Consider the following 24761-nt stretch of genomic DNA (forward strand, 5'->3'; position numbering starts at 1 on the left):
GAATCGCAGCTGCCGACGAAAGCGATCGAAAAACGCTTATTTGTCGGTCTTCTTGCCCATCATCGACTTATGGCCGGCCTTCATCTCGGCCTCGCTGACGCTGCCGTCCATGTCGCTGTCCATTTTGCCGAACATGGACTTGGAGCCGGCTTCGTGCTCGGCGGCGGAAAGCTTGCCGTCGCCGTCGGCGTCGATGGTCTTGATCTTGTCGGCGGATGACATCTCGCTATCGGTCGCCTGGCCGTCCTTCTTCATCGCCGCATGGCTGGCGTCCATCTCGGCCGCAGTGACGCTGCCGTCCTTGTCGGCATCCATACGCGCGAACATGGCCTTGGCCGCGGCCGCATGTTCGGCTGCGGAAACCTTGCCGTCGCCGTTGCTGTCCATCTTCTTGGCCATCTCGTCGCTGGCGTTCGCATAGAGCGGCAGCGAAATGCCGGCGATCATCAGCAACGTGCAGAACGCGTTGCGCGGGGGGCTGGGGCTGTTCATCTTCGTCTCCGGAGGCGTAGCGTGAATGCAGGCTGCGCGCGCATCCGTCACGAAGGCGTCAACTTTCCTGCGTGCGAACGCCGCAGCGGCTGCGACCTGCCGGGAGCGCGCTTGTGGCGCCGCCGGCCGTTCGCTCGATTAACCGTTCACCGCTTATTGCTGCGCCGCGTCAGCGATCAGAACGTCTTAGCGCCGTTCGCGGCAACCAGCAGCGAATACAGGGAGGAGGTGGCGGTGATGTACAGCCGGTTCCGCTTGTAGCCGCCGAACACCAGATTGGACACGCGCTCGGGCACCGCGATTTCGCCGATCAGCAGCCCGTCCGGCTGATAGCAATGGATGGCCTCGCCGGCGCTGCTCCATATGCGGCCTTCGGTATCGACGCGGAAGCCGTCGTAGCGCCCGGTCTTGCAGCGCGCGAATTCCCCGCCGCCGGAGAGCTTGCCGTTGGCGCCGACATCGAATACGCGCATCACGCCATCGCCCAGGCCGGTGTCCGCGACATACAAGCGCTTCTCGTCCGGAGAGAACGCCAGGCCGTTGGGCTGCGTGAAATCGTCCGCGACGACATCGACCGACCCGGCAGGATCGATGCGGTAGACATGGCGCGCGCCGATCTCGCTCTCGGCCTTGTGGCCTTCGTAGTCCGAATCGATGCCATAGGACGGGTCGGTGAACCAGACCGAGCCGTCCGAATGCACCACCACATCGTTGGGGCTGTTGAAGCGCTTGCCCTGGTAACGGTCTGCGAGCACCGTGATCGCGCCGTCGTGCTCGGTGCGCACCAACCGCCGGCCGCCGTGTTCGCAGCTGACCAAACGTCCCTGGCGGTCGAGGGTATTGCCGTTGGTGTAGCGGGCGGGCTGCCGGAACACGCCGGCCTGCCCGGAGGTTTCGTCGTAGCGCAACATGCGGTCGTTGGGGATGTCGCTCCACAACAGGGTACGCAGCGCCGGAAAATACACCGGACCCTCGGACCAGCGGCAGCCGGTGTACAACCGCTCGAGACTGGCGCTGGTGCGGATCAGCGGCCTGAATCTCTCGTCGTGTATCCGATAATCGCTTTCGGCCATTTTCGCTTTCTTGCCGCTACGCGTGACTGGGGCGTCATTCTAGGAGAAAACAAAAGCGAAGCATCGAATTTTCCGCCTTCGCCGGACGTTGCGGCACCGCTGCATCAGGCGTCGTACGCGAAGGAACGATCGGCCGTTAGTTTCGACGCCGTTCCGGGAACACCTGTCTGCCCAACGCCCGCTTACCCGATCTTGAACGCGCGCCAACGGCCGAAGCGATTCCTAACCTTGGATGCTTGCGGCTGCGTCGAAGGCGCTCAAAATCGGATTCACCGCTCGCGGATGGAGTATCGCCATGAAATTTTCATCTTTCGCGCCCACGCTGCTTGTGGGACTGCTGCTGGCTGCGCCGGCCGCGGCCAGCTCCGACGTGACCGATCCCAAGGCGCCACGCAGCCTGCCGGCCGAAGGACGGGTCGACGTCAGCTGGACCGACCCCGCGCAGTTTTCCGAAATACGGCAGAGCAACAACCGCTGGGAAGCCAGGCGCGGCGACTGGGTGCAGCAGATAGCCAAGTACGTGCGCAAACGCGCCGAACAACGCCTGCCGGAAGGCGACCGGATGTCGGTGACCATCAACGACATCCGCCGCGCCGGTCAGTTCGAACCCTGGCGCGGTGCCAACGTGAGTTCGACGCGCTTCGTGCGCGACATCTATCCGCCGCGGATCGAGCTCAGCTTCACGCTGACAGGCGCCGACGGCCGCGTGATCGCGCAGGGCGAGCGCAAGCTGACCGATCTGGCCTTCCTGATGAACACGCCGACCGCCGGCAGCAGCGACAACCTGCGCTACGAGAAGCGCCTGATCGACGACTGGCTGTCCAAGGAGTTCAAGCGGCCGGACGCGTGAGCGCCAGCGCAAGATCCGGATAGCGCCTGCGGACGGTGCGGCGCACGATCCGTGGCATCGATGCTGCGGATCGGACCCATGCGCGCTGCCGGATTTCGAATTGCCCTAACGATCGTCGCGTTGCTCGCGACCAACATGCCCGCGCGGGCGGATTGCGATCTCAGGTTCGCGCCGCCGGAGATCCAGGCGGCGGTGAGAGCTCATCGGGCTCAGGATCCTTGTGGGAGCGGCTTTAGCCGCGAGCTTTTTGAGTCATGTCCGCGCGAGCCTGATGGGAAGAGCTCGCGGCTGAAGCCGCTCCCACGAGAAGCGCGCCCACAAACGCCGCGCCACGGCGCCCAACAGCCCTAAACCGCCGCTTCGGCCTGCTCAGCCGCAGCGCGCTGTTCCTGCTGCTGCAGCCGCCACATCTGCGCATAGTGCCCGCCGGTCGCCATCAGCTGCGCATGGCCGCCGCGTTCGACGATGCGCCCGGCATCCATCACCAGGATCTCGTCGGCATCCATCACCGTCGACAACCGGTGCGCGATCACCAGCGTGGTGCGGCCGATCGCGATGCGGTCGAGCTCGGCCTGGATCGCCTTTTCCGATTTCGAATCCAGCGCCGAAGTAGCCTCGTCGAAGATCAGGATCGCCGGGTTCTTCAGCAGTGCGCGGGCGATGGCCACGCGCTGCTTCTCGCCGCCGGACAATTTCAAACCGCGTTCGCCCACTTCGGATTCGTAGCCGTCCGGCAGCGACACGATCAGGTCGTGGATGTGCGCCGCGCGCGCGGCGCGCTCCACTTCCTCGCGGCTCGCGCCCGGGCGGCCGTACAGGATGTTGTAGTAGATGGTGTCGTTGAACAGCACCGTGTCCTGCGGCACGATCGCGATCGCCCCGCGCACGCTGGCCTGGGTGTAGTCGCGGATGTCGCGCGCGACGCTTTCGTCGTCGGTGATCGCGATGCGGCCGGCGTCGACGTCGTAGAAGCGGTACAGCAGCCTCGCCAGCGTCGATTTTCCGGAGCCCGAATGCCCCACTACGGCCACGGTGCCGCCGGGCGGGATCTCGAAGCTCACGTCCTGCAATATCTCTCGCCGCGCATCGTAGGCGAAGCGCACGCGCTCGAACGCCACCCGCGGCTGCGATACGCGCAGCGGCACGGCGCCGTCGCGGTCCTGCACGTCCTGGCGCTCGTCGAGCAGGCCGAACAGGCGCTCCAGGTTGGTGAAGGCCTGCTTCACTTCGCGATACATCATGCCGAGCATGTTCAACGGCGCCGACAGCTGCAACAGGTATGCGTTGACCAGCACCAGGTCGCCGATCGTCATCGTGCCGGCGACCACGCCGGCGGCGGCGCGCCACATCATCGCGGTCACGCCGATCGCGACGATCGCGGTCTGGCCCAGATTGAGCACGGCCAGGGTCTTGCGGCTCTTGACCTGGGCGTTCTCCAGCCGCACCAGGTTCTCGTCGTAGCGGCGCGCCTCGTGTTCCTCGTTGCCGAAGTACTTCACCGTCTCGTAATTGAGCAGCGAATCGACCGCGCGTTCGTTGGCGTGCGTATCGGCTTCGACCGCGGCGCGGTAATAGCGCGTGCGCCATTCGGTCACCGAGAAGGTGAACACGATGTACGCGGCCAGCGTGACCAAGGTGATCGCGGCGAAGCCCCAGTCGTACAGCCAGACCAGCACGCCGGTGACCAGCAGCACTTCGAGTGCGGTCGGCAGGATCGTGTACAGGGTCCAGTCGAGCAGGTCGGAAATGGCGGTGCCGCCGCGCTCGACGTCGCGCGCCACGCCGCCGGTGCGGCGCGCCAGGTGGAAACGCAGCGACAACGCGTGCAGATGGCGGAACACCTGCAGCGTGACCCGCCGCGATACCCGCGCCATGACGCGGGCGAATACGACCTGGCGCAGCTCGGTGAACAGGGTCACCGACAGCCGCGAGGCGCCGTAGGCCACCAGCAGGGCCACCGGCAACACCAACAAGGTCGGTTCGACGTCCAAACCGTCGACCAGGCGCTTGAGCACCATCGGCACGGTCAGGTTGGCGAGCTTGCCGGCGATCACCAGCGCCAGGGCCAGCGCGATGCGGCCGCTGTAAGGCTTGAGGAAGGGCATCAGGTCGCGGATCACCTGCCATTCGCCGCGCGCCGTGGCGGCGCGGGCGACCGGGGCGGAGCCGATGGTGCCGTCGTGTTCGGTTTCGGGGGCGCTGGGGACAACGGGCTCGGCCATCCGTCCAAGATGGTGGCGCCGGGCATGCGAAGCAAGCGGAAGCCGCGCGAACGGTCCGTCCCGCTAGGGTCGCCCCTAGTACCTCCCGGCTGGCCCCGTGCCTATCGTTTCGACTATCCACGACCTGCGGGAGCGCATCGCCATGGGCGAGATCTACGGCGTCAATTCGCAAACCTATGCCCACTTGCCGCCGGAGGACCAGCAGGCGATCAAGCAGGCTTATCTGGCCGATCAGCAGGCCCCGGCCGAGGCGCCTGCGCCGACGGCGCCTGCCGCCGCGCCCGCGCGCACGCCGGCGGAAGCGACGACGCCGCAGGAAGCGGTGCAGGCGATCCACGCCTTGCCGGTGCCCGATACCAGCGATCTGGCCGGCATGCCGTCTTATGCCGCGCAATCGGTCTACGAAGGCCGCGCCCAGACCTTCAACCAGACCCGCGCCGAGGCGGCGCAAGCCGCGCTCGACCGGATGGCGCCGCAGCGCAGCGATTTCGCGGGCCTCAACGGCGCGACCGCGAGCTACGAGTACAGCCAGTCGCTGCAGTACTTCAACAGCGATCCCTATGTGCGCGAGTTGAACCGCATCGTCGCGGAAGCCACCGACAAGCCGAATCAGATCCCGTCGTATCTGACCGATGCGCCGGCGCGCGTCGATCCGCAACAGGTGCCGCTGCCGCAGATGCGCGGCGCGCTGGCGCTGCTGGGCGTGGACCTGCCGCCGAACGCCACGCCGGAACAGGTCGCGGCCGGTTACCGGATCCTGTCCACCGTGCCCGAAGACATGATGGGCGCGCTGATCAATCCCGGCTCGCAGGTCACCTTCAACACCGGCGCGGGCGGCTTGAGCACGCCGTCGTTCGTGCCCGTGCGCGGCGAAGCCGGCGTCGCCGTCGAAGGCAAGACCGAGCTTTCGGACGTGCAGACCGGCGTCAACTTCGAGCAGACCCAGCAGTTCCGCATGTCGGTGCAGACCCAGGGCGAGGCCGGCATCGATTTCGGCCGCACGCCGCTGGGCAAGCTGTACAAGTGGGCCGATCGTCTTGGTCAGTTGCCCGATTCGGTGCGGGCGCTGTCCGACAGCTCGCCGATGCTGAGCCGTTTGGTGCGCGGCCTGCCGGTATCGGGTTCGTACCATGAATTCAGCGGCGCGCGCCTGACCTACGAAGCGGTGGTGACGCCGCAGCAAGGCACGCAACTGGCGAACGGCCAACTCGAGGCCGCGCCCAATCCGCTGGATCCGCTCAACATGCCCACCGGCACCTCCGTGCTGATCCGCGGACAGAGCCTGCAGGGTTCGGAATGGGAAGCGGCCTACAAAGCGTTCACCGTCGGCGGCAGCACCACGAATCTGGAGGGCATGGGTTTCGGCGTGCGCCGTCTCGAAGGTTCGGTGGTCGAGGTGTATTCCGGTCCGGTCAAGACGGTCGAGAACGAAATGTTCCTCGGCCTGGGCCGCCAGGGCACGCTCGCGATCGGCCTGGCCACCGAACACAAGTCCGAGACGCAGAACATGTCGGTCGCCCGCATCGACCTGAGCACCAGCGAAGGCCAGGCCGCCTACCAGCAGTTCATGAGCACCGGCCAAGTGCCCGGCTGGAGCCCGCCCGGCGTGCAGCAATCGGGCACCACCAGCATCTACACCGGCGAGCATGCGGCCTTCATCGGCGTGCAGGTCGGCGGACTCGAGCTGGGCGGCAGCAGCGACAGCCAGCTCACCATCGCCCGCACCACTTGGCAGGACGGCACCATCGAGCAGCGCAATACCTATGCGCTGGGCAACAACCACGTCAGCGACGTGAGCTTCAACATCGGGCCGGATGGGAAGCCGATCGATGCGCAGACGCAATGGCGCGTCGTGCTGGGCAATTACGATTCCACGCTGACCTCGTATCTCAACGACGCCTACCATCGCGACCTGTCGAACCCGCAGTCCTCGTACGGCCGCTTCGACGGCGACCAGCACGTGCAACTGACCTTCAGCACCGCCGACCTGATGGCGCTGCGCGACCAGGCCCGCGATTACGTGCGCGGCCTGCAGGGCCAGGAGAAGCTGGACGCGCTCGACCGCGATCCGGTGGTCGCGTTCGGCATGGAGGAATCGCTGGCCGCGGCCAAGACGCCGGAGGACGTGTACCGCATCGTCTCCAACGATTTCTATCAGTTCCACATGGCCGAGGACCTGCTCGGCATGAGCCTGCAGACGGGCCGCACGATTCCCGGGCAGATGGCGATCCGCGACGCGGGCTGACTTGCTTTTTCCTTCTCCCCTCGGGAGAAGGTGCCCGCAGGGCGGATGAGGGTTCGGCGAAGCCACGAACGCTGGAACATTCGCGACTCCGCCGAACCCTCACCCCAACCCCTCTCCCGATGAGAGAGGGGCTAAGAACTTCTGATACGCCGTCAATCCTTTTCCTTGCCGATCACCTTGCCGGTATTGGGATCGATCTTGACTTCCACATCCTTGCCGGCCGGATCGTCCGCCTCGGCGTTCCAGATGCCGTCCTCGTAGTCGACGTCGTGCACGTTGGTGTATCCCGCCGTCGCCAGCGCGGCGCGCACGTCGGCTTCGCTCATGTTGGCGATCTGCTCGTCCGGATAGACCCTACCGGTGGCGGGATCGATGCGTACGTCGACCCGGTTGCCGTTGGCGCTGCGCGCGTCGGCCTTCCATACGCCGTCCTCGAACTTGACGTCGTTGATCTTCGTATAGCCCTGTTCGGTGAGCTTGGCGCGCACCTGCGGCGCCGTCAGCGATTCCTGCGCCCAGGCGGCGCCGGACGCGAATGCCAGCGCCAGGGCGCATGCGGCGAAATGCTTCTTCATCGCAACCTCCTTTCCACTTTGCCGGAGACGGAGTCTTGTCCGCGCAGGAACAATATCGCGTGAATAAAGCGGTTCGCGAACGAGTCCGTTCAGGCGCGCGTTGCGAGCGATGCGCCGCGCGGCATTGTCTCCGTTCATCTTTCGCTATGCTGTGCCCCATGACGCGCAGCACCGCAACGGGTAGGCCATGACCGTCTATGTCGACGACGCCGTCACCTTGTGGCGCGGCGAACGCTGGGCGCACCTGATGGCCGACACGCTGGACGAGCTGCACGCCTTCGCGGCGGCGCTCGGCATCCCGCGCCGCGCATTCCAGGACAAGACCAGCGGCGCGCATTACGACGTCACGGCCGCGTTGCGCGAGCGTGCGATCGCGCTGGGGGCGGTGGCGATCTCGCGGCATACCGACCGGGATCTGGTGCGTGCCGTGATCCGCAAGGCGAAGGCGCAAGGCCGCCACGAAAGCCGCTAGCTTTCGTAGGAGCGGCTTCAGCCGCGAGCTCTTTCCCAAGCTCGCGCGAATTCGGGATCAAGCTCGCGGCTGAAGCCGCTTCTACGAAGAGCAAACGGCTATGCTTGGCCGATGACGCCGCGCACCGTCACCGCCACCCGTTACGTCACGCCGCTGCGCGAAGGCGGCTCGATGCCGGCCGTGGTCGAGGCCGACGACGACGGCCTGTACGTGCTCAAGTTCCGCGGCGCCGGACAGGGCGCGAAAGCGCTCGTGGCCGAATGGGTGGCGGGCGAAATCGCACGCGCCTTGGGCTTGCCCGTGCCGGAAATCGTGTTCGTCGACCTGGATCCCGGATTGGCGCGTACGGAGCCCGATCCTGAAATCCAGCACCTGATCCGCGCCAGCGCCGGCCTCAACCTGGCGCTGGATTACCTGCCCGGCGCGGCCGCCTTCGATCCGGTAGCGGAGCAACCCGACGCAGTGCTGGCCTCGCAGATCGTATGGTTCGACGCCTACGTCAGCAACGTCGACCGCACCGCGCGCAACACCAACCTGCTGGTGTGGCACCGGCGGCTCCAACTGATCGACCACGGCGCCGCGCTGTACTTCCACCATGGCTGGGACGGCAGCGCGGCCAATGCCGGCAATCCTTTTCCGCTGATCAAAGACCATGTGCTGTTGCCGTGGGCGGACAGGATCGACGAAGCCGATGCGGCGCTGGCCGCGAAGCTGACGCCGGAGACCATCGCCGATATCGTCGCGCAGTTGCCCGACACGTGGCTGCAGGACGCGGACGCCTTCGCCGCACCGGATGCGCAACGCGCGGCCTACGCCGATTACCTGGTCCAGAGGCTGGCGCAACGCGAACGTTTCGTCGAGGAGGCCGTCCGTGCGCGCGCATGACACCTACGACTATGCGGTGATCCGCGTGGTGCCGCGCGTGGAGCGCGAGGAGTTCGTCAACGTCGGCATCATCCTGTCGTGCGAATCGAACCAGTATCTGGAAGCGCGGATCGAACTGGATGCCGCACGCGTGTCGGCGCTGGACCCCGGCATCGACATCGAAGCGCTGCGCCGCCATCTCGACACCATCCCGGCGATCTGCCGCGGCGGCGCCGGCAGCGGACCGATCGGCCAGTTGCCGCTGCGCGCGCGCTTCCACTGGCTCACCGCCAAACGCAGCGCGATCATCCAAACTTCGCCCGTGCACATGGGCAAATGCGCGGACATGGCCGCGACCATGGAACACCTGCTGGACCGCATGGTCCGCGTGAAGTCCGCGCCGTCCCCTTGAATCACGGGTCCGCGGTCGCATCTCAGTAACCGAACGAACGCCGAGGAAAGCGCCATGACCGCCTTCGATCTGACCCCGCCCACCGATGCGCAGCGCAGCGATCTGACCGCCGCGCTCAGCGACGAAGAACGCCACGTGCTGCTGGCGCACGGCACCGAGGCGCCGTTCTGCGGCGTATTCCTGGACAACAAGCGCGACGGCGTCTACACCTGCCGCTTCTGCGGCCTGCCGCTGTTCCGCTCCAGCGCCAAGTTCGATTCCGGCACCGGCTGGCCGAGCTTCTTCCAGCCCTACGACGCCGCGCACGTGCGCGAGATCCGCGACACCAGCCACGGCATGATCCGCACCGAAATCGTCTGCGCGCGTTGTGGCAGCCACCTGGGCCACGTGTTCCCGGACGGCCCGCCGCCGACCGGAGAGCGGCACTGCCTCAACTCGGTATCGCTGGGCTTCACGCCGAACGGCGATGCCCTGCCCGATCCGCTGCGGCGCGGCGGCGCGGAAGCGGCGCCTGCGGCTTGATCGCGCGCCAGGCGTTATCCTTTACCAATTCCACCCGACGCGCAGACCGATGTCCGACACGCCGCCCGACCGCCTTTCCAGCGACGAACGCAGCCCCTTCCACGATGCCGCCGCGCTCGAACGCGGCGTCGGCGTGCGCTTCAACGGCGTGGAAAAAACCAATGTCGAGGAGTATTGCGTCAGCGAGGGCTGGGTGCGGTTGCCGGTGGGCAAGACCTTGGACCGCCGCGGCAATCCGATGACGCTCAAAGTGAAGGGAACGGTGGAAGTCTATTTTCGCGATCCTCCCGACGCGAGCACGGACCTGTAACGGACAAGGCCGGCGATCGCCGGCCTTGTCGCATAAGCGTCGGGCTTCAACCGATTATTGGACGCGCGCGGTGGTGCCCGACTGCACGCGGATCTGCTTGGTCGGTACGGTCTGGCTGCCGTCGGCATGCTTGACCGTGACTTCGTAGATGCCGATCGGCACGCGGCGCAGGTTGTACTTGCCGTCCTTCTCGACGCTGATTTCGCGATGGAAGCCGATCGCCGGGTTGTGCACCACGACGGTATCGCCGGCTACGGCTTCGCCCATGATGTTGCCGGAGGCTTGTTGCGCCTGGGCGCCGGCGGTAACGCCCAGAGCCAGGGTCGCGCCTAACGCAAGGCGCTTCAGATGATTGCGGATGGCGGAGTTCATTTCGGTTCTCGACTGGTGTCGCGGTGGGGTGATTCTCTTTCCTGGCGCGTTTGCGGCGCCAGACAGGCAATCGCTCGATCGCCCGCGGCGATTCTAAACAAGCGATGCTTCCGGAAACCGTGCCGAAGGTCACCGCGACAAGGGCGCATCATGAACGGTCCGCTGCAGCTTCAGCGCCGATCGAGCGTAGTGCGCAACACCGTCAACGTGGTGACGTCGTCGACGCCCTTGAGCATCGCGATGGCTTCGCGCAAGTCGGCCAGCTGCCCCGGCGTATCGGCGCATACCAGCACTACCAGATCGATTTCGCCGGCCACGCTGAACGCCTGTTGCACCTGCGGCAACCGCGCGAGCGAAGGCATGACATCGTCGCAGCTGAACCCGTCGGCGTAGCGCAACAGCAGCCAAGCCTGCAGGGGATCGCCGCCGCTGCCCAGACGCACGGTGTATTGCGCGATCACGCCTGCGTTCTCCAGGCGTTGCAGGCGCTCCTGCACGGTGCTGCGCGACAGGCCCACCGCCTTGGCGAGCGCCACCGTGGACAGCCGTGCATTGTCCTGGAGCAGCGCGATGAGCTTGCGGTCGATATCGTCGAGAGCTTTCATGCCGCACCGTTTTCCTGGAGGTGCGCCGGCGGATCGCCGGCGCCGCCGGCATTGTGCCGGGTTGAGACCGGCAGATGCGAACCGGCACAGTGCCGCATCCGCCGACCCGAGCAAAAACCGATGCCCTTCCCCCGCTTCGCGGCGCTGCCGGCGCCGCCGTACTACGCGGTGATCTTCTCTTCGCAACGGAGCGGCGTGGACGCGGCAGGCTACGAAGCCGCCGCGAACCGGATGGTGGAACTGGTGCAGGAACAACCGGGCTTTCTGGGTTTCGAGTCCGCGCGCGACGCCGCCGGTTTCGGCATTACCGTCGCCTATTTCGAAAGCGAAGCGGCGATCGCGCGCTGGCGAGACCACGCCGAACACATCGTCGCGCGCCGCAACGGAAATAACCACTGGTACGAACACTTCGAACAACGCGTCGCCCGCGTCGAGCGCGCCTACGGCGGCGTGCGCCGCGACCACGATTGACGCCCCAGGACGACATCGCCATGACTTTGGACAAGACCACGGTACTGATTCCCATCGATGTGCAACGCGGTTTCGACTATCCGCCGTGGGGCCGGCGCGGCAATCCCGCCATGGAAGCCAACGGCCGGCGCCTGCTCGCCGCTTGGCGCGCCAGCGGACGTTCCTTGATCCACGTGCGGCACGATTCGATCGTCGAGGGTTCTTCGTTGCGTCCGACGCATCAGGGCAACGCGTTCCGCGAAGGCTTCGAACCGCTGGCGGACGAACCGGTCGTCGGCAAATCGGTCAACGCCGCGTTCATCGGCACCGACCTGGACCTGCGGCTGCGTCGCCTCGGCGCGAGCGGCGTGGTGCTGTTCGGCATCAGCACCGACATGTGCGTATCCACGACCGCGCGCGTGGCCAGCAACCTGGGTTACCGCACGACCGTCGTCGGCGACGCCTGCGCCTGCTTCGATCTGCCCGATGGCGAGGGCGGCACCCTGGCCGCGGAAGACATCGGCCGCGCCCACCTGGCCACGTTGCGCGCGGAATTCGCCGACGTGCTCGACACGGACGATCTCATCGCCCGGCTGTAGCGATCGCGGCGTCCCGCCGGCGGGACAATCCCTGCATCGCATGCGTGGCCGTGAACGGCGAATGCGGCACCGGCCACCCGGCACTTGACCGCGGACACGCATCGCTTTACTTGTGTCGGCCTGCCTGGAGGACGCCATGCAATTCCTAGCCCTGATCTACAACGACGATTCGCTGCTCGAAGGCCTGCCGCAAAGCGAGGCCGACACCATGATGCGCAACTGCTTCGCCCATGCCGACGAGTTGCGCGCCAGCGGCCGTCTGCTCGAATCGCAGCAGCTGGAGGCGGCGAAAGCGGCCAAGACCGTGCGCATCCGCAACGGCCGCACGACTGTCGTCGACGGACCGTTCGCCGAAACCAAGGAGATCCTGGGCGGCTTCAACCTGATCGAGGCGGCGAACATGGAAGAGGCCGTCGAGATCGCATCCAAATTCCCGTGGGCCAGCACCGGTTGCGTGGAAGTCCGCGCGGTGAAGGACCTGGATGTGGTCAGGCGCGCCGTCGGCGCCTGATCGCCGCAGAACCGCCCCATTCGATGGGACCGGGCCGTCTGCGACGGTTCGGCGCCCGCAAACATCCATTCGGACTGCTGCCGCTATCGTTGCGGCGATCGCGGGGAATGGAATGCGGGAATTCATCGCTGGATGGCTTTTGTTGGCCGCAGCCGCGGCGCAAGCGCAGGACCATGCGCGCGAAAGCTGGGTCGTCGCCGTCGACCTGTGGGGCAACCCGGTCTACCAGACGCTCGAACTCGCGCAGGACCGCGGCGCACTGACCGGCACGCTGGACGGCGACGCGTTGCGCGGCATGCGCGACGGCAACCGGATCCGTTTCACCGTTACCGATGCCAACCGGGCGAGCGCCACCTATATCGGCAACATCGAAGACGATGCGTTAACCGGCACGGTCGACATGCCGGACACCAACGATCCGAAAGCGCGCGCCAGCCACGCCTTCCGCGCGCAACGCATACCGGCGCGTCCGCCGGGCCCGCCGCGGCGTCACGTCTACGCGCCGGATTCGTATTCCAACGAATTCTCCCCGCACCGCAAGCCGGTGCTGACGATCTGGCCCAAGGACAGCGTGCATACCACCACGCTCGATTCGGGCGGCGTCGACGAGAAAGGCATTACCAAGGCCTTGTTCGGCAATCCGCAGACCGGACCGTTCTTCGTGGCCGGCGCGCAGCCCGGCGACACGCTGGCGATCAGGATCGATCGCTTGCGCCTGAACCGCGGCTACGCCGACAGTCTGGACGGCATCGTCGGGCGCGCGCTCGGCCCGGGGCTCGCCGCCAAGGCCGGCGATCTGGGCAAGCCTGTGCGCTGGACGCTGGATCGCACGCGCGGCGTCGCCTATCCCGCCGGTGCCGCCGGCAAGCTCAAGCAATTCAGCGTACCGCTGCGACCCATGCTCGGCGGATTGGCTGTGGCGCCGGGTTTCGGCTCGGCGCCGATATCCACCGGCGACACCGGCCGCTTCGGCGGCAACATGGACTTCAACGAAGTGATCGAGGGCAATACCGTCTATCTGCCGGTCATGCAGCCCGGCGCGTTGCTGTACCTGGGCGATGCGCATGCGGCGCAGGGCGACGGCGAGACCTCGCAATACGGCTTGGAAACGTCGATGGACGTCGAGTTCACCGTCGACCTGCTGCGCGGCAAGTCGATCGCGATGCCGCGCGTGGAATCGCCGACGCAATGGATGGTGCTGGGCCAGGCCGGCTCGCTGGACGATGCGCTGCGCGCCGCGACCGGCGGCATGGTGCAATGGCTGCAGCAGGATTACGGCCTGACGCTGTCCGAATGCGCGCAGATCCTCGGCAGCGCCGTGCAATACCAGGTCGCCAACCTGGCCGGACGCAGCGTGGGCGTCGTGGCGAAGCTGGACAAGCAGCGTCTGGCCGGACTCGCCAGGATGCCGGCGAAATAGCGCGTTACCGGTAACCCGAATCCGCGTCCTGGCCCGTGCGCAGCGCGGAGTCCGACGGGAATTGCGCGCGGCTGGGCAGCGACGACAGCGCCACCGTGTTCGCCGACTTCGGACCCGACTGGTCCATCGCCGCCGCTGCGCCGCGCTGCGCGGCCTTGTGCGGAATGCGCCACAGCTCGTCGGGATCGTAGTACGAAGGACCGCGCGTCCAGCGCGCATGCCCGGACTTGGCCGCCTCGGGTATCGCCAGGCGATGATCGCCGCGGGTCTGGTACAGCGGCGTCCACAGGCCTGCGTTCGCATCGGCGGACAGACAGACGAAGTAATGCTGCGCGGCGGCAGCGTCGCGCGGCTCGACGGTATGGCTGGCGCCGAACTTCAGCAGGACTTCGGGATACATATGGAGCACCAGCCCGGGGGCATGGGTGTGCGACATGGTTCGGGGACTCGGGGAAGGAGCGACTTGAAGATCGCGGGCGCCGGCACTGGACGGCTGGCGGCGTAGGCGTGCTGCCGCCATGGTAGTCCTTCCGCGCCTGGCGCATGTGACGCCGGCCGCACAGCCGCCTGAATAGAGGACCCTGACACCTTGTCCCGGCGTTACGCCTCGGAACCGACCACGACCGTGCCGCCCCAGCCGTCCGGCATCTTGATCGCCACGGCGCGGCCGGTGGCCTGCTGGCGTTCCGACGCGCGCATGTACGCGGCCATGATGGCCTTGGCCTTGGTGGCGAAAGTTTCGGATGCGGTGCTGTCGTCGGCGACGCGCCAGCCGATTCCCGAAGATTCGATGACGATCAAATGGCGTTCCATCGCGACCCCCTTGCGTGACGGGCATTGCAAGCGGAATCAAGATGCCGTCACAGTTGCCTGGATGGCATAGGCTAAAGACGTGGGCGGCTGTAGGAGAACTCCTACAGGCGGGCAGGCCGCGGCGGCTGTCGACAGGCGCGTTCACCCCTCTTTAGCCAGTCGTCGGACTAGCCGTAAGTGGGTGATCGGTCCTGCATCGGCGGGTGTAACGTTCCCGTGCCGGCTATCGTGGCCGATGCTGTCCGAATCCGGCGAGCGCCCCCGCTCCCCGTCCTTTGTAGTGCCCTCACCTACCGGAGGAAACCGTCATGACTTCCGCACCGAAATTCGCGGGCGCCGCGCTCGGCGCCGCACTGCTGCTGTCCGCGCCGCCCGCACCGGCCGATGGCGGCGGCGGTGGCGGAAACGTGCAGCCCAACAGCGCCCCCAGCATGAGCGCGCGCAGCTACGACCCGACCGCCGAATACAAGAAAGGCCTCGAGGCCCTGCAGGCGCAAAACTACAAGGACGCCGACCGCGCCTTCGGACGCGTGCTGCAATCGCTGCCGCGCGACCCCAACACCAATTACATGGCCGGTCTGGCGCGTGCCGGCCTGGGCGAATTGAAGCAAGCCAGCCGCCTCTTCGAAAAAGCGATCAAGTACGACGACAACCTGATCCCGGCGCACCAGGAACTGGGCATCGCCTGGGCCAAGCTGGAAAAGCCCGACAAGGCCAAGGCCGTACTCGACGATCTCAAACAGCGCGCGGCGGCCTGCGCCGACGCCTGCCCGCAGGCCGCGGACCTGAAAGCCGCCATCCCCGCGGTCGAAGCCGCGCTCGGCGGCCCGCCCACGTCGCAATTGCCCGCAGCGCAGGATGTGCTGGCCGCCGGCGACGAACGCGGCGATCGCGCCTACCTGCAAGCGGTGTCGCTGATCAACGAGAAGAAGTACGAAAGCGCGATCGCCGCGCTGAACGATTCGGCGCGCACCTTCGGCCCGCATCCGGACATCCTCACCTACCTGGGTTACGCCAACCGCAAGCTCGGCCGTTACGCCGTCGCCGAAGACTATTACCGGCAGGCGCTCGCCGCCGCGCCGGATCACCTGGGCGCCACCGAATATTACGGCGAATTGATGGTGGAACGCGGCGACCTGGCAGGCGCGAAACGCATGCTCGCCAAGCTGGAGAACGTCTGCAGCTTCGGCTGCGCGCAGGCGGACGAACTGCGCCGATGGATCGCGGCGGCGAAACCCGACGCTTCCTGACCGGCGCGTTGCTGGCCGCCGCGTGCGCATCCGCGCTAGCGGCGGCGGCGACGCAGGCGCCGCTGCGCGCCGCGCGCTGGCTGCCGCCCGAGCGCCGGCTGCCTGCGCTCGCGCAGGCGCCGAGCGAATGCCTGGCGCCGAACGACGATCCGCAAACCGCGCGCCGCATCGCGATCGGCCGCGCCGCTTTCCGCACGCCTCTGCTGCTCGGCGGACAAGCCGCGCGCGCCGGCCTGTCCTGCGACAGTTGCCATCGCAACGGGCGCGGCAATCCCGATTTCAGTTTCGCCGGCTTGTCGGGCGCACCCGGCACGGCGGACGTGACTTCGTCGCTGATGAGTTCGCACCGCGGCGACGGCGTCGACAATCCGACCGCCATCCCGGACTTGGCCGGCCCCGCGCAAACACTCAAAGTCCCGAAAGCACGCGAGGGACGCGCGCTGGAAACCTTCGTGCGCGGCCTGATCGTCCAGGAATTCGATGGGCCCGAACCCGCCGCCCTGACTCTGGACGGCATCGCCGAATACGTGCGCGCAGTGTCGTCGCAGGCATGTCCGCCGGCGCAGTCGCAACCGATCGCACTGGCGACCTACCTGTCGGACGCGCGCGCCGCTGCGCAAGCCGCGCAATACGCGCTCGACGCGCGCGATCCCGCCACCGCGCACCTGATGCTGTCGGCCGCGCGAACGGCGTTAGGCATGATCGACGAACGCTATGCGGCGCCGGAGTTCGCGCGCGAACGGCGGTTCCTGCGCGACGCGGACCTGGAACTGGCCGCCCTGCAACATGCCGTCGGTGCCGGCCGGCCCGATGCGGCCTCGCGCATCGCGGCGTGGCTGGCGCGCATGCCGCGCTGGGGCGATCCGTTGCGCGATCGGGAACCGGAATCGCTGTTCGACCGGACGCGACTAGCGGCGGCGCTCGGCGGAGCGTCCGCTGCGCGCTCGCCCGGCGAATAACGACTGCAGGCGCAACGCGTCGCCGATCGCATGACCCAATGCGGTGTTGTCGAAGATGATCCAAGGTTCGGTTCCGGACATCGATTCCGCAGCGACGTCCGCGGCCAGCGCGCGCAGCGCCGCGTCCTCGTAAGCGCTGTAGTACATGCGCGGCGAACCATGCCAGCGCCAGTAGCGCCACGTTCCCGTCCCGGCTGCGACTGCGGCTTCATCGCACAGCGCAGGATCGGCTCCGACGCGCGCGATGCGGTAACGCCGCCAGAGCGCTTGCGCCGCATCGGAAAACCAGCTGCGGTGGCGGGGCTCGCAGGCGATTCGCGCGGAAGACCGCCGCCTTAGCATCCCGAAAAAATTCGCCGCGATCCGGGCATCGAACGCCAGGCTCGGCGGCAACTGCACCAGTACGCCGCCGAGCTTGTCCCCCAGGCCGCCGATTTCCTCCACGAAGCGATCCAACGCGGCGCCAGTCCGCTCCAGCCGCAGGTCATGGGTGATCGTCCTGGGCGCTTTGACCGAAAACCGGAAATGCGCCGGCACCGATCGCGCCCAGCGTTCGTAAGTCTTGCGCTGGTGCGGCCGGTAGAAGGATGAATTCACTTCCACCGCGTCGAACCGGGTCGCATAGCAGGCCAGCACGCTGTCGCCGGCGCCGAACAAGGGCCGATGCCGGGCTGGAATGGACCAGCCGGCGCAACCGATGCGCGGCATCGTTTTCATCCCGGCATATTCGGTATCGCCAGCATGGCCGCATGACAGCAGACGGGGTTCGCTGGCGGCGTGAACGGGCCCGATCCCCAGGATCGGCGAGGGCCGGTCGCCGCCGGCGATTTTTCGCAGAAGCTTGTCGATTCCGGCAGGCGCGGTTCGTCGCCCTTACAAAGCCCGACATTCGGCGACGAGCGCCGAGGGGCCCACCGGAGAACCGACATGCTCACCACCACTTTGGCCATCCGCGCCGTGCTGGCGCTATTGCTATCCGCCGCTTCCTTCACCGCCTTGCTGCGCGATCCCGCGGCAGCGGTTCCCGCACCGGCTTCCGCGCAGGAAAGGAGCGACATCGCGCCGCCCCCGGCCTACCGCACCGCCGTCGAGGCCGGCACGGCCTACGCCGTGATCGATGCGCCGGTTTCGGCCGGCCGCATCTGCCGCTGAACGCAGCCGTGCGCAGGCGGGCCGCTTCGATGACGATGACGCGGCAGATAAGGCAGCGCAGGCTGCGTGTCAGCAAGCCTCTTCGGCGATGCGCAGCCGGCGCGCATCGCGCACCGCCCAGGCGTAGATGAGCAATCCGCCGATGGCGGTGGCGGCGCCGACGTAGCCGGTCGATGTCCAACCGTAACCCGCGGTGATCGCCATGCCGCCGAGCCATGGACCCAGCGCGTTGGCGGCATTGAATGCGGAATGGTTGGATGCGGCCGCCAAGGTCTGCGCGCCGCCGGCGACATCCATCAGATGCGCCTGCAGCACCGGCGCCAATGCGCCCATGGTGCCGACCGCGACCACCGCCGGCAGAATCGTCCACATCGAATGCGCGGCGAACGGGAACGCCGCCAGCAGCAACGCCGACCACACCAGCACGATCGCGGCCGCCCGGAACTGGAACCGGTCGAACAACCAGCCGCCGGCGAGATTGCCGATGATGCCGCCCACGCCGAACGCCACCAGCCCGAACGGCGTCCACGACTCCGGTACGCCGGTCACGTGGATCATCGTCGGCGCCAGATAGCTGAACACGCAGAACATGCCGGCGAAGCCGATCGCGCCGATGCCCATCGCCAGCCATACCGGGGTGCGGTTGAAGTCGCGCAGTTCGCGGATCGGATCCTGCCGCGGCTCGTTCGGATCGGGCGGCAGCGTGCGCGCGACGAGCACCACGGTCAGCATCGCGATCATCGCCACCAGCACGAACGCGTAACGCCACTCGAACGTCTGGCCGAGCCAGGTCGCCAAGGGATTGCCGATCAGCAGCGCGATCGCCAATCCCAACAGCACCCGGCTGACGGCCACACCGCGTTGTTCCGGCGGGCTGATCGACGCGGCCACCAATGCGGCCACGCCGAAGTACGCGCCGTGCGGCAGGCCGGCGATGAAGCGGAACAGCAGCATGGCGTGGTAATTCGGCGATAGCGCGCTGGCGATATTGCCCAGCGCATAGAACGCCATCAACGCCAGCAACAACGGCCGCCGCCGCATGCGCGCACCGAGGATCGCCAGCAGCGGCGCGCCGATCACCACGCCCAGCGCATAGGCGCTGATCACGTGGCCGACCTGCGGCTCGCTGACCGCCAGCCCGCGCGCGATGTCGGGCATCAGCCCCATCACCACGAATTCGCTGGTGCCGATGGCGAAACCGCCCATCGCCAATGCGAACAGGATCAGCTGCACGCCGCGCCGGGTGAGGGGTGATGCCGATGCGGTGCCGGTGGCCGCCATGAAGTGTCCATAGAAAGGGGTGACGGTTATTATTGTGCATTGCAGCATCCATTAAAACCGCTATTCGCACACCACTGTGTCGCGTAGCCCGGGTAAGGCCGAAGGCCGCACCCGGGAATCGCGGCGCGACCTGGTCCCCCGGGTGCGCTGCGCTTACCCGGGCTACGAGCGGGCTACGAGCTTGTTCCGGTACGCTCGTTGTCGTCCACACATGAGAATTGACGATGACACGCAACCTGTCATGCCGTTTGTTGGCGGCGGCGATCGCACTTGCCGGCGCCGCCCACGCCGCCGAGCCGGTCGCCACCGTGCGCGTAGCCTTCGATCGCGACGGCATCACCGCGACCCGCGCCTCCGGCCTGGCCGACGTTGCGGCAAAGCGCGAAGTCGATGCCGACGACCCCGTGCGCGTCGCATCGATCTCCAAGCTGGTCACCGCGATCGGCGTGATGCGATTGGTCGAAGCCGGCAAGCTCGACCTCGACGCGGATGTCTCCAAACTTCTGGGCTGGACCTTGCGCCACCCGAACTATCCGGACACGCCGATCACGCTGCGGCTGCTGATGTCGCACCGCTCCAGCCTCACCGATGCGGCCGGCTATTACGCGATACCTCTCGACGGCCAGTTGCAGGACACCTTGAAGGACCCGCGCGCCTGGGACGGCGAGCACGCGCCCGGCAGCTACTTCCGCTACGCCAATCTCAACTTCCCGCTGGTCGCTTCGATCATGGAGAAAGCCACCGGCGAGCGTTTCGACCAGCTGATGGACGGCCTGGTGCTGAAGCCGCTGGATCTGAAGGCCTGCTTCAACTGGGCCATGTGCGATGAGGCCACTGCCGCGCGCGCCGTGGTGCTGTACGACGCCGGCGGCAAACCGGTCCGCGACGATCACCAGGGCCGCAACCCGGGATGCCCGGTCAACAAAGCCACCGATGGCAGCTGCGACCTGTCGCGCTGGCGCGCCGGCGCCAACGGCTCGCTGTTTTCGCCGCAGGGCGGCTTGCGCATTTCCGCGAATGGTTTGGCGAAGATCGGGCGCTTGCTGCTCGGCGACGGCAGCGTCGATGGCGTGCGCCTGCTCACGCCGGCATCGGTACGCACACTGACCCAGCCTGTGTGGACGTATGCGCCCGGCAACGGCATGACGTCGGAAGAAGACCTCGGCGGCGAACCGCCGCGGGGCTTTTTCTGCCGCTACGGCCTGGCCGTGCAAACGTTGGCGACGAAAGGCAAGGAGTGCCACGACGATCCGTTCGGCGACGGCGTGGCGCGCGTCGGCCATTCCGGTTCGGCTTACGGCCTGGTCTCCGGCCTGTGGATCGATCGCAAGTCCGGCACCGGCGTGGCCTATTTCGCTACGGGTCTGCCGGAAGCGCGGACCGGCGAAAAGTCGGCATTCAGCGCGGTGGAGGAATCGCTCGCGAGCGGCAACGCCCGATAGTCGCGGATGCGGCGCACGATCGGCGCCGCCGCCGCAACCACCGTCGCTCACTCATCCCGCTGGGGCGTGAACAACAGGTCGTGGTAGTCGTAGCTGAAGTCCGCCAGCGGCGACGACGCCTTCATCGTGATGCGATCCACCTTGCCTTGCGCATCGAGCGCGAAGGTGACATCGGCCGGCTCGATGCTCGGATCGTCCCAGCGCGTGCGGAAGGTGTCGTACTGCCGATGCTCGAGCGTCCCGGCCATGTCCGGCGTCTGCTTGAAATCGATCCGCAGGCGGCCGTTCTCATGGCGGATGACGATCGGGCCGTACCATGGGTCGGCGTAATTGCCGGCGTAACCGGCAAGCGGCAGCGACGGACGCGACGGCTTTTTCTGCGCATCGCCGCCGCCCGCTGCGGCCAGCATCTTGGCGTCGCGGGCCTTCTTGAAGGCGGCGAAATCGGCGACCCAATCGCGTTTCGGCGCGTCCAGGTAATGGTCGAGCAATTCGAACATCAGCCCGCGCAGCAGCACGCCGTCTTCCGAATTGATCTGCAGCGAGAAGCCGACTTGCCGGTCCGGAACCAGCACGACCATGGTCTGCACGCCGAACACCGCGCCGCCATGCTCGATGATCTTCGCGCCGCGATAGTCGCGCACGCTCCAACCCAACGCATAGGCGGAAAACTGCGGGGTGGCTTCGGCAATCGGCGCCGGGTAAGGCGCGATCGGCACCAACACTTGCGGCAGCCACATCTGACGCGAGGCGTCTTCGCTGAACAAGCGCTTGCCGTCGGGCAACGCGCCGCGCGCGAGCTGGATGGCCAGCCAGCGCCCCATGTCGGCCGCGCTCGAGGAGATGCCGCCGGCCGGCGCCGCATTGCGGCCCAGGCCCTTCCTTTCGTCGAGCACTTCCTGGTTTCCGATGCCGCGGAAACCGCCGTCCATGCGCGCATGCGGCTGCACGCGGTTGGCGGTGGCGAAATAGGCCGCATCCTCCGTGGTGGATGCGCTCATGCCGGCGGGCTTGAGGACGCGTTCGCGCACGAACGCTTCCCAGGTCCGGCCGCTGACTTCTTCGATCAATTGTCCGGCGACGACGTACAGCAGGTTGTCGTACGCGTAGCCGCTGCGGAAGCTGGTGGCGGGCTTGATGTAGCGCAGGCGGCGCACGGTTTCGGCGCGGCTGAGCGAGGATCGCGGCACGAACATCAGGTCGCCTGCGCCCAGGCCCAGGCCGCTGCGATGAACCAGCAGGTCGCGGATCGTCATCTCGCGCGTCACCCACGGGTCGTACATCTGGAAGCCCGGCAGATGGTCGATCACCTTGTCGTCCCAACCGATCTTGCCTTCGTCGACCAGCACCGCCAGCGCGGCGGTGGTAACGGCCTTGCCGGTCGAGCCGGTCGGGAAGATCGTGTCGGCATCGACCGGTTCCGGCGAACCCAACCGGCTCACGCCATAGCCTTTGGCGTGCACGACCTTGCCTTGCTCGACGATGGCCACCGCCATGCCGGGCACGCCGGTCGCGCGCATCGCCTCGGCGACCCGCGCATCCAGGTCCGGCGGCGCCTCGGCCGATGCGGCGAACGCGATCGACAAGCCTGCCGCGATGGCGGCCGCATGCAGCATTTTCGGAATGGAAGGCATCATGATCTCCGGAACGAATCGGAATGCGAGGGAACGACGGTGCGATACGGATGGCGCCACAGCCGCCAGACGCCGAGGGTCAGCAGCGGCAACACGTAGACGATCAGCAACGACCAGGCCAGCGCGCGATAGCCCTGCGCGATCAGCGCGACCAGGCCGAAGCGGTCGGCGATGAAGATCGATCCCACCAACAGGATGCCGGCGATGCCGAAACGGCCGAAATGGGGCAAGGCGCGGCCGCTGCGCGCGCGCCATGCCACCGCCACCCGTTCGTTGAGCGCATGCACGGCGCCGGTGCCGCTTTCCAGCAGCGCCGAGAAGATCATCGCTTGGAACAGCAGATGGAACAGCGGCCGGTCGAGCCGTTGCAGCATGAAATCCGACGGCAGCGTCTGCGCGCCGATCTGCGGATACCAGGCGATCATGCAGACGAAGAACAGCAGCGCCGGCAGCATCGCCAGCGGACCGGCGACCAGGCCGGCGACCAGCGCGTCGCGCCGGCCCAGGAAATGCCGCGCGATCGGCAGGATCACCACCGCTCCGATGATGTTGTAGCCGGCGTAGGTCAGTCCGCCCAGCGCCCAGCCGTCGGTGGCGACCGGCGCCGAGAAATTCTGCGCGACGCGGTCGCCGAACGCAGACAGCGCGAGCGCCACGAACAGCGCGTACACGCCGTACAGGAAAAACGACACCCACTTGAACAACCGCTCGACCGAACTGTTGCCGAACGCGGTGAACAGGCCGATGCCCGCCATCAGGCACAGCGTGCCGGCGATTTCCGGCCAGCCGAACATGGCCTTGACGATGGCGCCGGCCGCCGCGCCGAAGACGGCCAGGATCAGCACCATGAACAACACGTACGCCGCCTCGAACAAGCCCCAGAACGGGCCGAGCAGCTTGCGGAAGAAACTGCGGTAATCGAACGACGCGGTCGCCTGCGCGAACATGAAGGTGGCCGCGCACACCACGCTCCAGATCGCCATGGCGAGCAGCATGCCCATCACGCCGCCCTGCGGCCCGCTGGGCAGGAAGAATTCGGCCAACTCGCGCCCGGTGGCGTAGCCTCCGCCGATGACCACCGCCTTGAACGCGAAGCCCGGCAGCAGGAAACGCTGGAACCATGTCGGCGTCGGGGTCATGGCGATCGGGACGACGATTTCATGCTAGGCAATCCGTGACCAGGCGTTCGAACGCGGCACCGCCGCGCAGCGGATCGGCGACCGCGCAACCCAGGCGCTCGCGCTCCGCTTCGAACAAGCGTAATGCGTCCCGCTCGTCCAGGTGGGAAGTGTTGAGGCTGACGCCTCCGCAGCGGATCGCCGGCTGCGTGCGCCGTCCCAGCCGCAATGCCAGCTCGATGGTTTCCTCGATGCTGGGCAAGAAATAATCCGCATGTCCGAGCACGCGTTCGCGCCCGGGCCGGTGGCAGACGACGACGACATCGGGCTGGCTGCCGTGCAGCAAGGCCAGCGACACGCCGGCATAGGCCGGATGGAACAGCGATCCTTGCCCTTCGATCACGTCCCAGTGATCGGGCGCAGCATCGGGACTCAGCATTTCCGCGGCGCCGGCGGCGAAATCCGAGACCACCGCGTCTATGGGAATGCCTCCGCCGGCGATCAGTATCCCGGTCTGGCCCGTGGCGCGGAAATCGGCGTCGACGCCGCGTGCGGCGAACGCGCGCGCCAGCGCGAGTGCCGTGTATTTTTTTCCCAGCGCGCAATCGGTGCCGACGGTCAGCAGGCGCTTGCCGCTGCGTTTGCGCCCCGACGCGATGGCGATGCCCCGCGGCGGACGCCGGATGTCGATCAACTTTCGGCCCAGCCGCAACGCCGCCGCGCGCAACGCCGGAATCTCGTCCAGCTTCGCGTGCATGCCGCTGACGATGTCCAGGCCGGCGTCCAGCGCCTGCACCAGCCCGGGAATCCATTGCGGCGGAATCACCCCGCCGGCATTCGCCACGCCGATCACCAAGGTTCTGGCGCCTTGCGCATGCGCCTGGACCGGCGTAAGGAACGGCAGACCCGTGGTGACCGTGGCGGCTTCGCAAGCGAACTCGCCGACGCAGCGCTCCCTCGCCCAATCGCGCAGGCCGAACGCGGTCTTGGCGTAGCCGGGTTCGGTGACGTCGCCGAGGAACAGCAGATACGGCTGCGGGAGGACTTCGCTCTCGCTCGGCAGCGGTTGGACGCTCGGCATGCGGTGGCTCGCCATGGAATCGGGATGCGGATGCGCC

27 protein-coding genes and 1 pseudogene are annotated in these 24761 nt (G+C 67.2%); 15 read left to right on the top strand and 13 right to left on the bottom strand.

Annotated elements, in window-relative coordinates; translation table 11 throughout:
* Positions 1-36: 36 nt before the first annotated feature.
* The gene (locus tag M2650_RS13665; protein ID WP_249475425.1) at positions 37-492 is read right to left on the bottom strand and encodes an EF-hand domain-containing protein; all 456 of its coding nucleotides are present in this window, start codon (positions 490-492) and stop codon (positions 37-39) included.
* Between the two features lie 176 nt (positions 493-668).
* Positions 669-1565 (bottom strand): SMP-30/gluconolactonase/LRE family protein, encoded by an 897-nt coding sequence (locus M2650_RS13670; RefSeq protein WP_249475426.1) that lies wholly within the window; start codon positions 1563-1565, stop codon positions 669-671.
* A 295-nt stretch (positions 1566-1860) separates the two neighbouring features.
* On the opposite strand from M2650_RS13670, the gene M2650_RS13675 reads away from it, so the two are divergent.
* Positions 1861-2415, top strand: coding sequence for a DUF3016 domain-containing protein (locus M2650_RS13675; protein WP_249475428.1), 555 nt, complete (start codon positions 1861-1863; stop codon positions 2413-2415).
* Between the two features lie 347 nt (positions 2416-2762).
* On the opposite strand, the pseudogene M2650_RS13680 reads toward M2650_RS13675, so the two are convergent.
* Positions 2763-4625: pseudogene (locus tag M2650_RS13680) on the bottom strand (ABCB family ABC transporter ATP-binding protein/permease); the annotation flags it as partial.
* Between the two features lie 109 nt (positions 4626-4734).
* Here M2650_RS13680 and M2650_RS13685 point away from each other — a divergent pair.
* Positions 4735-6882, top strand: a complete 2148-nt coding sequence (locus M2650_RS13685) for a hypothetical protein (RefSeq protein ID WP_249475431.1) — start codon at positions 4735-4737, stop codon at positions 6880-6882.
* A gap of 152 nt (positions 6883-7034) precedes the next feature.
* Here M2650_RS13685 and M2650_RS13690 read toward each other — a convergent pair whose 3' ends face one another.
* The gene (locus M2650_RS13690) at positions 7035-7457 is read right to left on the bottom strand and encodes a PepSY domain-containing protein (protein ID WP_249475433.1); all 423 of its coding nucleotides are present in this window, start codon (positions 7455-7457) and stop codon (positions 7035-7037) included.
* 187 nt (positions 7458-7644) lie between these two features.
* Here M2650_RS13690 and M2650_RS13695 point away from each other — a divergent pair, with 187 nt between their 5' ends.
* From M2650_RS13695 to M2650_RS13715, 5 genes are all read left to right on the top strand, one after another.
* On the top strand, positions 7645-7929 hold the full coding sequence (locus M2650_RS13695; RefSeq protein WP_249475436.1) for a DUF4031 domain-containing protein: 285 nt from the start codon (positions 7645-7647) through the stop codon (positions 7927-7929).
* Between the two features lie 111 nt (positions 7930-8040).
* Positions 8041-8814: a HipA family kinase gene (locus M2650_RS13700; RefSeq protein ID WP_249475438.1), complete on the top strand. Its 774-nt coding sequence runs from the start codon at positions 8041-8043 to the stop codon at positions 8812-8814.
* Positions 8801-9205 carry a DUF3037 domain-containing protein gene (locus tag M2650_RS13705; RefSeq protein WP_249475440.1) on the top strand — a complete coding sequence of 135 codons (405 nt, stop codon included), beginning with the start codon at positions 8801-8803 and terminating at the stop codon, positions 9203-9205. The genes M2650_RS13700 and M2650_RS13705 overlap by 14 nt, the downstream gene beginning before the upstream one ends.
* 54 nt (positions 9206-9259) lie before the next feature.
* Positions 9260-9727 (top strand): peptide-methionine (R)-S-oxide reductase MsrB, encoded by a 468-nt coding sequence (gene msrB, locus M2650_RS13710; protein WP_249475441.1) that lies wholly within the window; start codon positions 9260-9262, stop codon positions 9725-9727.
* 49 nt (positions 9728-9776) lie between these two features.
* Positions 9777-10037: a DUF3297 family protein gene (locus M2650_RS13715; RefSeq protein WP_249475442.1), complete on the top strand. Its 261-nt coding sequence runs from the start codon at positions 9777-9779 to the stop codon at positions 10035-10037.
* Positions 10038-10091: 54 nt separating this feature from the next.
* Here M2650_RS13715 and M2650_RS13720 read toward each other — a convergent pair whose 3' ends face one another.
* Together M2650_RS13720 and M2650_RS13725 are read right to left on the bottom strand one after the other, a co-directional pair.
* Positions 10092-10409 carry a carboxypeptidase-like regulatory domain-containing protein gene (locus M2650_RS13720; protein WP_249475443.1) on the bottom strand — a complete coding sequence of 106 codons (318 nt, stop codon included), beginning with the start codon at positions 10407-10409 and terminating at the stop codon, positions 10092-10094.
* Between the two features lie 170 nt (positions 10410-10579).
* Positions 10580-11014: an Lrp/AsnC family transcriptional regulator gene (locus M2650_RS13725; RefSeq protein WP_249475445.1), complete on the bottom strand. Its 435-nt coding sequence runs from the start codon at positions 11012-11014 to the stop codon at positions 10580-10582.
* Between the two features lie 120 nt (positions 11015-11134).
* Here M2650_RS13725 and M2650_RS13730 point away from each other — a divergent pair, with 120 nt between their 5' ends.
* The 4 genes from M2650_RS13730 (at position 11135) to M2650_RS13745 (ending at position 13994) form a co-directional block, all read left to right on the top strand.
* The gene (locus tag M2650_RS13730) at positions 11135-11485 is read left to right on the top strand and encodes an antibiotic biosynthesis monooxygenase family protein (protein ID WP_249475447.1); all 351 of its coding nucleotides are present in this window, start codon (positions 11135-11137) and stop codon (positions 11483-11485) included.
* Positions 11486-11505: 20 nt separating this feature from the next.
* Positions 11506-12063 carry a cysteine hydrolase family protein gene (locus M2650_RS13735; RefSeq protein ID WP_249475448.1) on the top strand — a complete coding sequence of 186 codons (558 nt, stop codon included), beginning with the start codon at positions 11506-11508 and terminating at the stop codon, positions 12061-12063.
* Between the two features lie 136 nt (positions 12064-12199).
* Positions 12200-12574: a YciI family protein gene (locus tag M2650_RS13740; protein WP_249475450.1), complete on the top strand. Its 375-nt coding sequence runs from the start codon at positions 12200-12202 to the stop codon at positions 12572-12574.
* Positions 12575-12716: 142 nt separating this feature from the next.
* A complete protein-coding gene (locus M2650_RS13745; protein ID WP_249475452.1) occupies positions 12717-13994 on the top strand; it encodes an acetamidase/formamidase family protein in 1278 nt (425 codons plus the stop codon).
* A 4-nt stretch (positions 13995-13998) separates the two neighbouring features.
* Here the strand turns inward: M2650_RS13745 and M2650_RS13750 are convergent, their stop codons facing one another.
* Positions 13999-14430: a hypothetical protein gene (locus M2650_RS13750; RefSeq protein WP_249475454.1), complete on the bottom strand. Its 432-nt coding sequence runs from the start codon at positions 14428-14430 to the stop codon at positions 13999-14001.
* A gap of 164 nt (positions 14431-14594) precedes the next feature.
* Positions 14595-14807 carry a DUF2188 domain-containing protein gene (locus M2650_RS13755; RefSeq protein WP_249475455.1) on the bottom strand — a complete coding sequence of 71 codons (213 nt, stop codon included), beginning with the start codon at positions 14805-14807 and terminating at the stop codon, positions 14595-14597.
* Positions 14808-15115: 308 nt separating this feature from the next.
* Here M2650_RS13755 and M2650_RS13760 point away from each other — a divergent pair, with 308 nt between their 5' ends.
* Entirely contained in the window at positions 15116-16057 is a 942-nt protein-coding gene (locus M2650_RS13760; RefSeq protein WP_249475457.1) for a tetratricopeptide repeat protein, read from the top strand.
* Complete coding sequence (locus tag M2650_RS13765; RefSeq protein ID WP_249475459.1) at positions 16024-17016, top strand: hypothetical protein; 993 nt, start codon at positions 16024-16026, stop codon at positions 17014-17016. The genes M2650_RS13760 and M2650_RS13765 overlap by 34 nt, the downstream gene beginning before the upstream one ends.
* On the opposite strand, the gene M2650_RS13770 is transcribed toward M2650_RS13765, so the two are convergent.
* Positions 16966-17733: a DUF72 domain-containing protein gene (locus tag M2650_RS13770; RefSeq protein WP_249475461.1), complete on the bottom strand. Its 768-nt coding sequence runs from the start codon at positions 17731-17733 to the stop codon at positions 16966-16968. The two genes, M2650_RS13765 and M2650_RS13770, sit on opposite strands and share 51 nt — an antisense overlap.
* Before the next feature lie 210 nt (positions 17734-17943).
* Here M2650_RS13770 and M2650_RS13775 point away from each other — a divergent pair, with 210 nt between their 5' ends.
* A complete protein-coding gene (locus M2650_RS13775; RefSeq protein ID WP_249475464.1) occupies positions 17944-18168 on the top strand; it encodes a hypothetical protein in 225 nt (74 codons plus the stop codon).
* A 69-nt stretch (positions 18169-18237) separates the two neighbouring features.
* Here the strand turns inward: M2650_RS13775 and M2650_RS13780 are convergent, their stop codons facing one another.
* Positions 18238-19449 (bottom strand): MFS transporter, encoded by a 1212-nt coding sequence (locus M2650_RS13780; protein WP_249475465.1) that lies wholly within the window; start codon positions 19447-19449, stop codon positions 18238-18240.
* Between the two features lie 224 nt (positions 19450-19673).
* Here M2650_RS13780 and M2650_RS13785 point away from each other — a divergent pair, with 224 nt between their 5' ends.
* The gene (locus M2650_RS13785) at positions 19674-20891 is read left to right on the top strand and encodes a serine hydrolase domain-containing protein (RefSeq protein ID WP_249475466.1); all 1218 of its coding nucleotides are present in this window, start codon (positions 19674-19676) and stop codon (positions 20889-20891) included.
* Positions 20892-20938: 47 nt separating this feature from the next.
* Here the strand turns inward: M2650_RS13785 and M2650_RS13790 are convergent, their stop codons facing one another.
* The 3 genes from M2650_RS13790 to M2650_RS13800 are packed head-to-tail and all read right to left on the bottom strand — an operon-like array spanning position 20939 to position 24724.
* Positions 20939-22525 carry a serine hydrolase gene (locus M2650_RS13790; RefSeq protein WP_249475468.1) on the bottom strand — a complete coding sequence of 529 codons (1587 nt, stop codon included), beginning with the start codon at positions 22523-22525 and terminating at the stop codon, positions 20939-20941.
* Positions 22525-23664 carry a YkvI family membrane protein gene (locus M2650_RS13795; RefSeq protein WP_249475470.1) on the bottom strand — a complete coding sequence of 380 codons (1140 nt, stop codon included), beginning with the start codon at positions 23662-23664 and terminating at the stop codon, positions 22525-22527. The genes M2650_RS13790 and M2650_RS13795 overlap by 1 nt, the downstream gene beginning before the upstream one ends.
* A 19-nt stretch (positions 23665-23683) precedes the next feature.
* A complete protein-coding gene (locus tag M2650_RS13800; protein WP_249475472.1) occupies positions 23684-24724 on the bottom strand; it encodes an N-acetyltransferase DgcN family protein in 1041 nt (346 codons plus the stop codon).
* Positions 24725-24761 lie beyond the last annotated feature (37 nt).

This window comes from Luteimonas galliterrae, from assembly GCF_023374055.1.
Classification (GTDB): Bacteria; Pseudomonadota; Gammaproteobacteria; order Xanthomonadales; family Xanthomonadaceae; genus Luteimonas_C; species Luteimonas_C galliterrae.

Bases quoted from the DNA above. Each gene is read 5' to 3' on its own strand.
- M2650_RS13665 (WP_249475425.1), bottom strand. From the start codon at position 492: ATGAACAGCCCCAGCCCCCCGCGCAACGCGTTCTGCACGTTGCTGATG.
- M2650_RS13670 (WP_249475426.1), bottom strand. From the start codon at position 1,565: ATGGCCGAAAGCGATTATCGGATACACGACGAGAGATTCAGGCCGCTG.
- M2650_RS13675 (WP_249475428.1), top strand. From the start codon at position 1,861: ATGAAATTTTCATCTTTCGCGCCCACGCTGCTTGTGGGACTGCTGCTG.
- M2650_RS13690 (WP_249475433.1), bottom strand. From the start codon at position 7,457: ATGAAGAAGCATTTCGCCGCATGCGCCCTGGCGCTGGCATTCGCGTCC.
- M2650_RS13695 (WP_249475436.1), top strand. From the start codon at position 7,645: ATGACCGTCTATGTCGACGACGCCGTCACCTTGTGGCGCGGCGAACGC.
- M2650_RS13700 (WP_249475438.1), top strand. From the start codon at position 8,041: ATGACGCCGCGCACCGTCACCGCCACCCGTTACGTCACGCCGCTGCGC.
- msrB (WP_249475441.1), top strand. From the start codon at position 9,260: ATGACCGCCTTCGATCTGACCCCGCCCACCGATGCGCAGCGCAGCGAT.
- M2650_RS13715 (WP_249475442.1), top strand. From the start codon at position 9,777: ATGTCCGACACGCCGCCCGACCGCCTTTCCAGCGACGAACGCAGCCCC.
- M2650_RS13720 (WP_249475443.1), bottom strand. From the start codon at position 10,409: ATGAACTCCGCCATCCGCAATCATCTGAAGCGCCTTGCGTTAGGCGCG.
- M2650_RS13725 (WP_249475445.1), bottom strand. From the start codon at position 11,014: ATGAAAGCTCTCGACGATATCGACCGCAAGCTCATCGCGCTGCTCCAG.
- M2650_RS13730 (WP_249475447.1), top strand. From the start codon at position 11,135: ATGCCCTTCCCCCGCTTCGCGGCGCTGCCGGCGCCGCCGTACTACGCG.
- M2650_RS13735 (WP_249475448.1), top strand. From the start codon at position 11,506: ATGACTTTGGACAAGACCACGGTACTGATTCCCATCGATGTGCAACGC.
- M2650_RS13740 (WP_249475450.1), top strand. From the start codon at position 12,200: ATGCAATTCCTAGCCCTGATCTACAACGACGATTCGCTGCTCGAAGGC.
- M2650_RS13750 (WP_249475454.1), bottom strand. From the start codon at position 14,430: ATGTCGCACACCCATGCCCCCGGGCTGGTGCTCCATATGTATCCCGAA.
- M2650_RS13755 (WP_249475455.1), bottom strand. From the start codon at position 14,807: ATGGAACGCCATTTGATCGTCATCGAATCTTCGGGAATCGGCTGGCGC.
- M2650_RS13760 (WP_249475457.1), top strand. From the start codon at position 15,116: ATGACTTCCGCACCGAAATTCGCGGGCGCCGCGCTCGGCGCCGCACTG.
- M2650_RS13765 (WP_249475459.1), top strand. From the start codon at position 16,024: ATGGATCGCGGCGGCGAAACCCGACGCTTCCTGACCGGCGCGTTGCTG.
- M2650_RS13770 (WP_249475461.1), bottom strand. From the start codon at position 17,733: ATGAAAACGATGCCGCGCATCGGTTGCGCCGGCTGGTCCATTCCAGCC.
- M2650_RS13775 (WP_249475464.1), top strand. From the start codon at position 17,944: ATGCTCACCACCACTTTGGCCATCCGCGCCGTGCTGGCGCTATTGCTA.
- M2650_RS13780 (WP_249475465.1), bottom strand. From the start codon at position 19,449: ATGGCGGCCACCGGCACCGCATCGGCATCACCCCTCACCCGGCGCGGC.
- M2650_RS13785 (WP_249475466.1), top strand. From the start codon at position 19,674: ATGACACGCAACCTGTCATGCCGTTTGTTGGCGGCGGCGATCGCACTT.
- M2650_RS13790 (WP_249475468.1), bottom strand. From the start codon at position 22,525: ATGCCTTCCATTCCGAAAATGCTGCATGCGGCCGCCATCGCGGCAGGC.
- M2650_RS13795 (WP_249475470.1), bottom strand. From the start codon at position 23,664: ATGACCCCGACGCCGACATGGTTCCAGCGTTTCCTGCTGCCGGGCTTC.
- M2650_RS13800 (WP_249475472.1), bottom strand. From the start codon at position 24,724: ATGCCGAGCGTCCAACCGCTGCCGAGCGAGAGCGAAGTCCTCCCGCAG.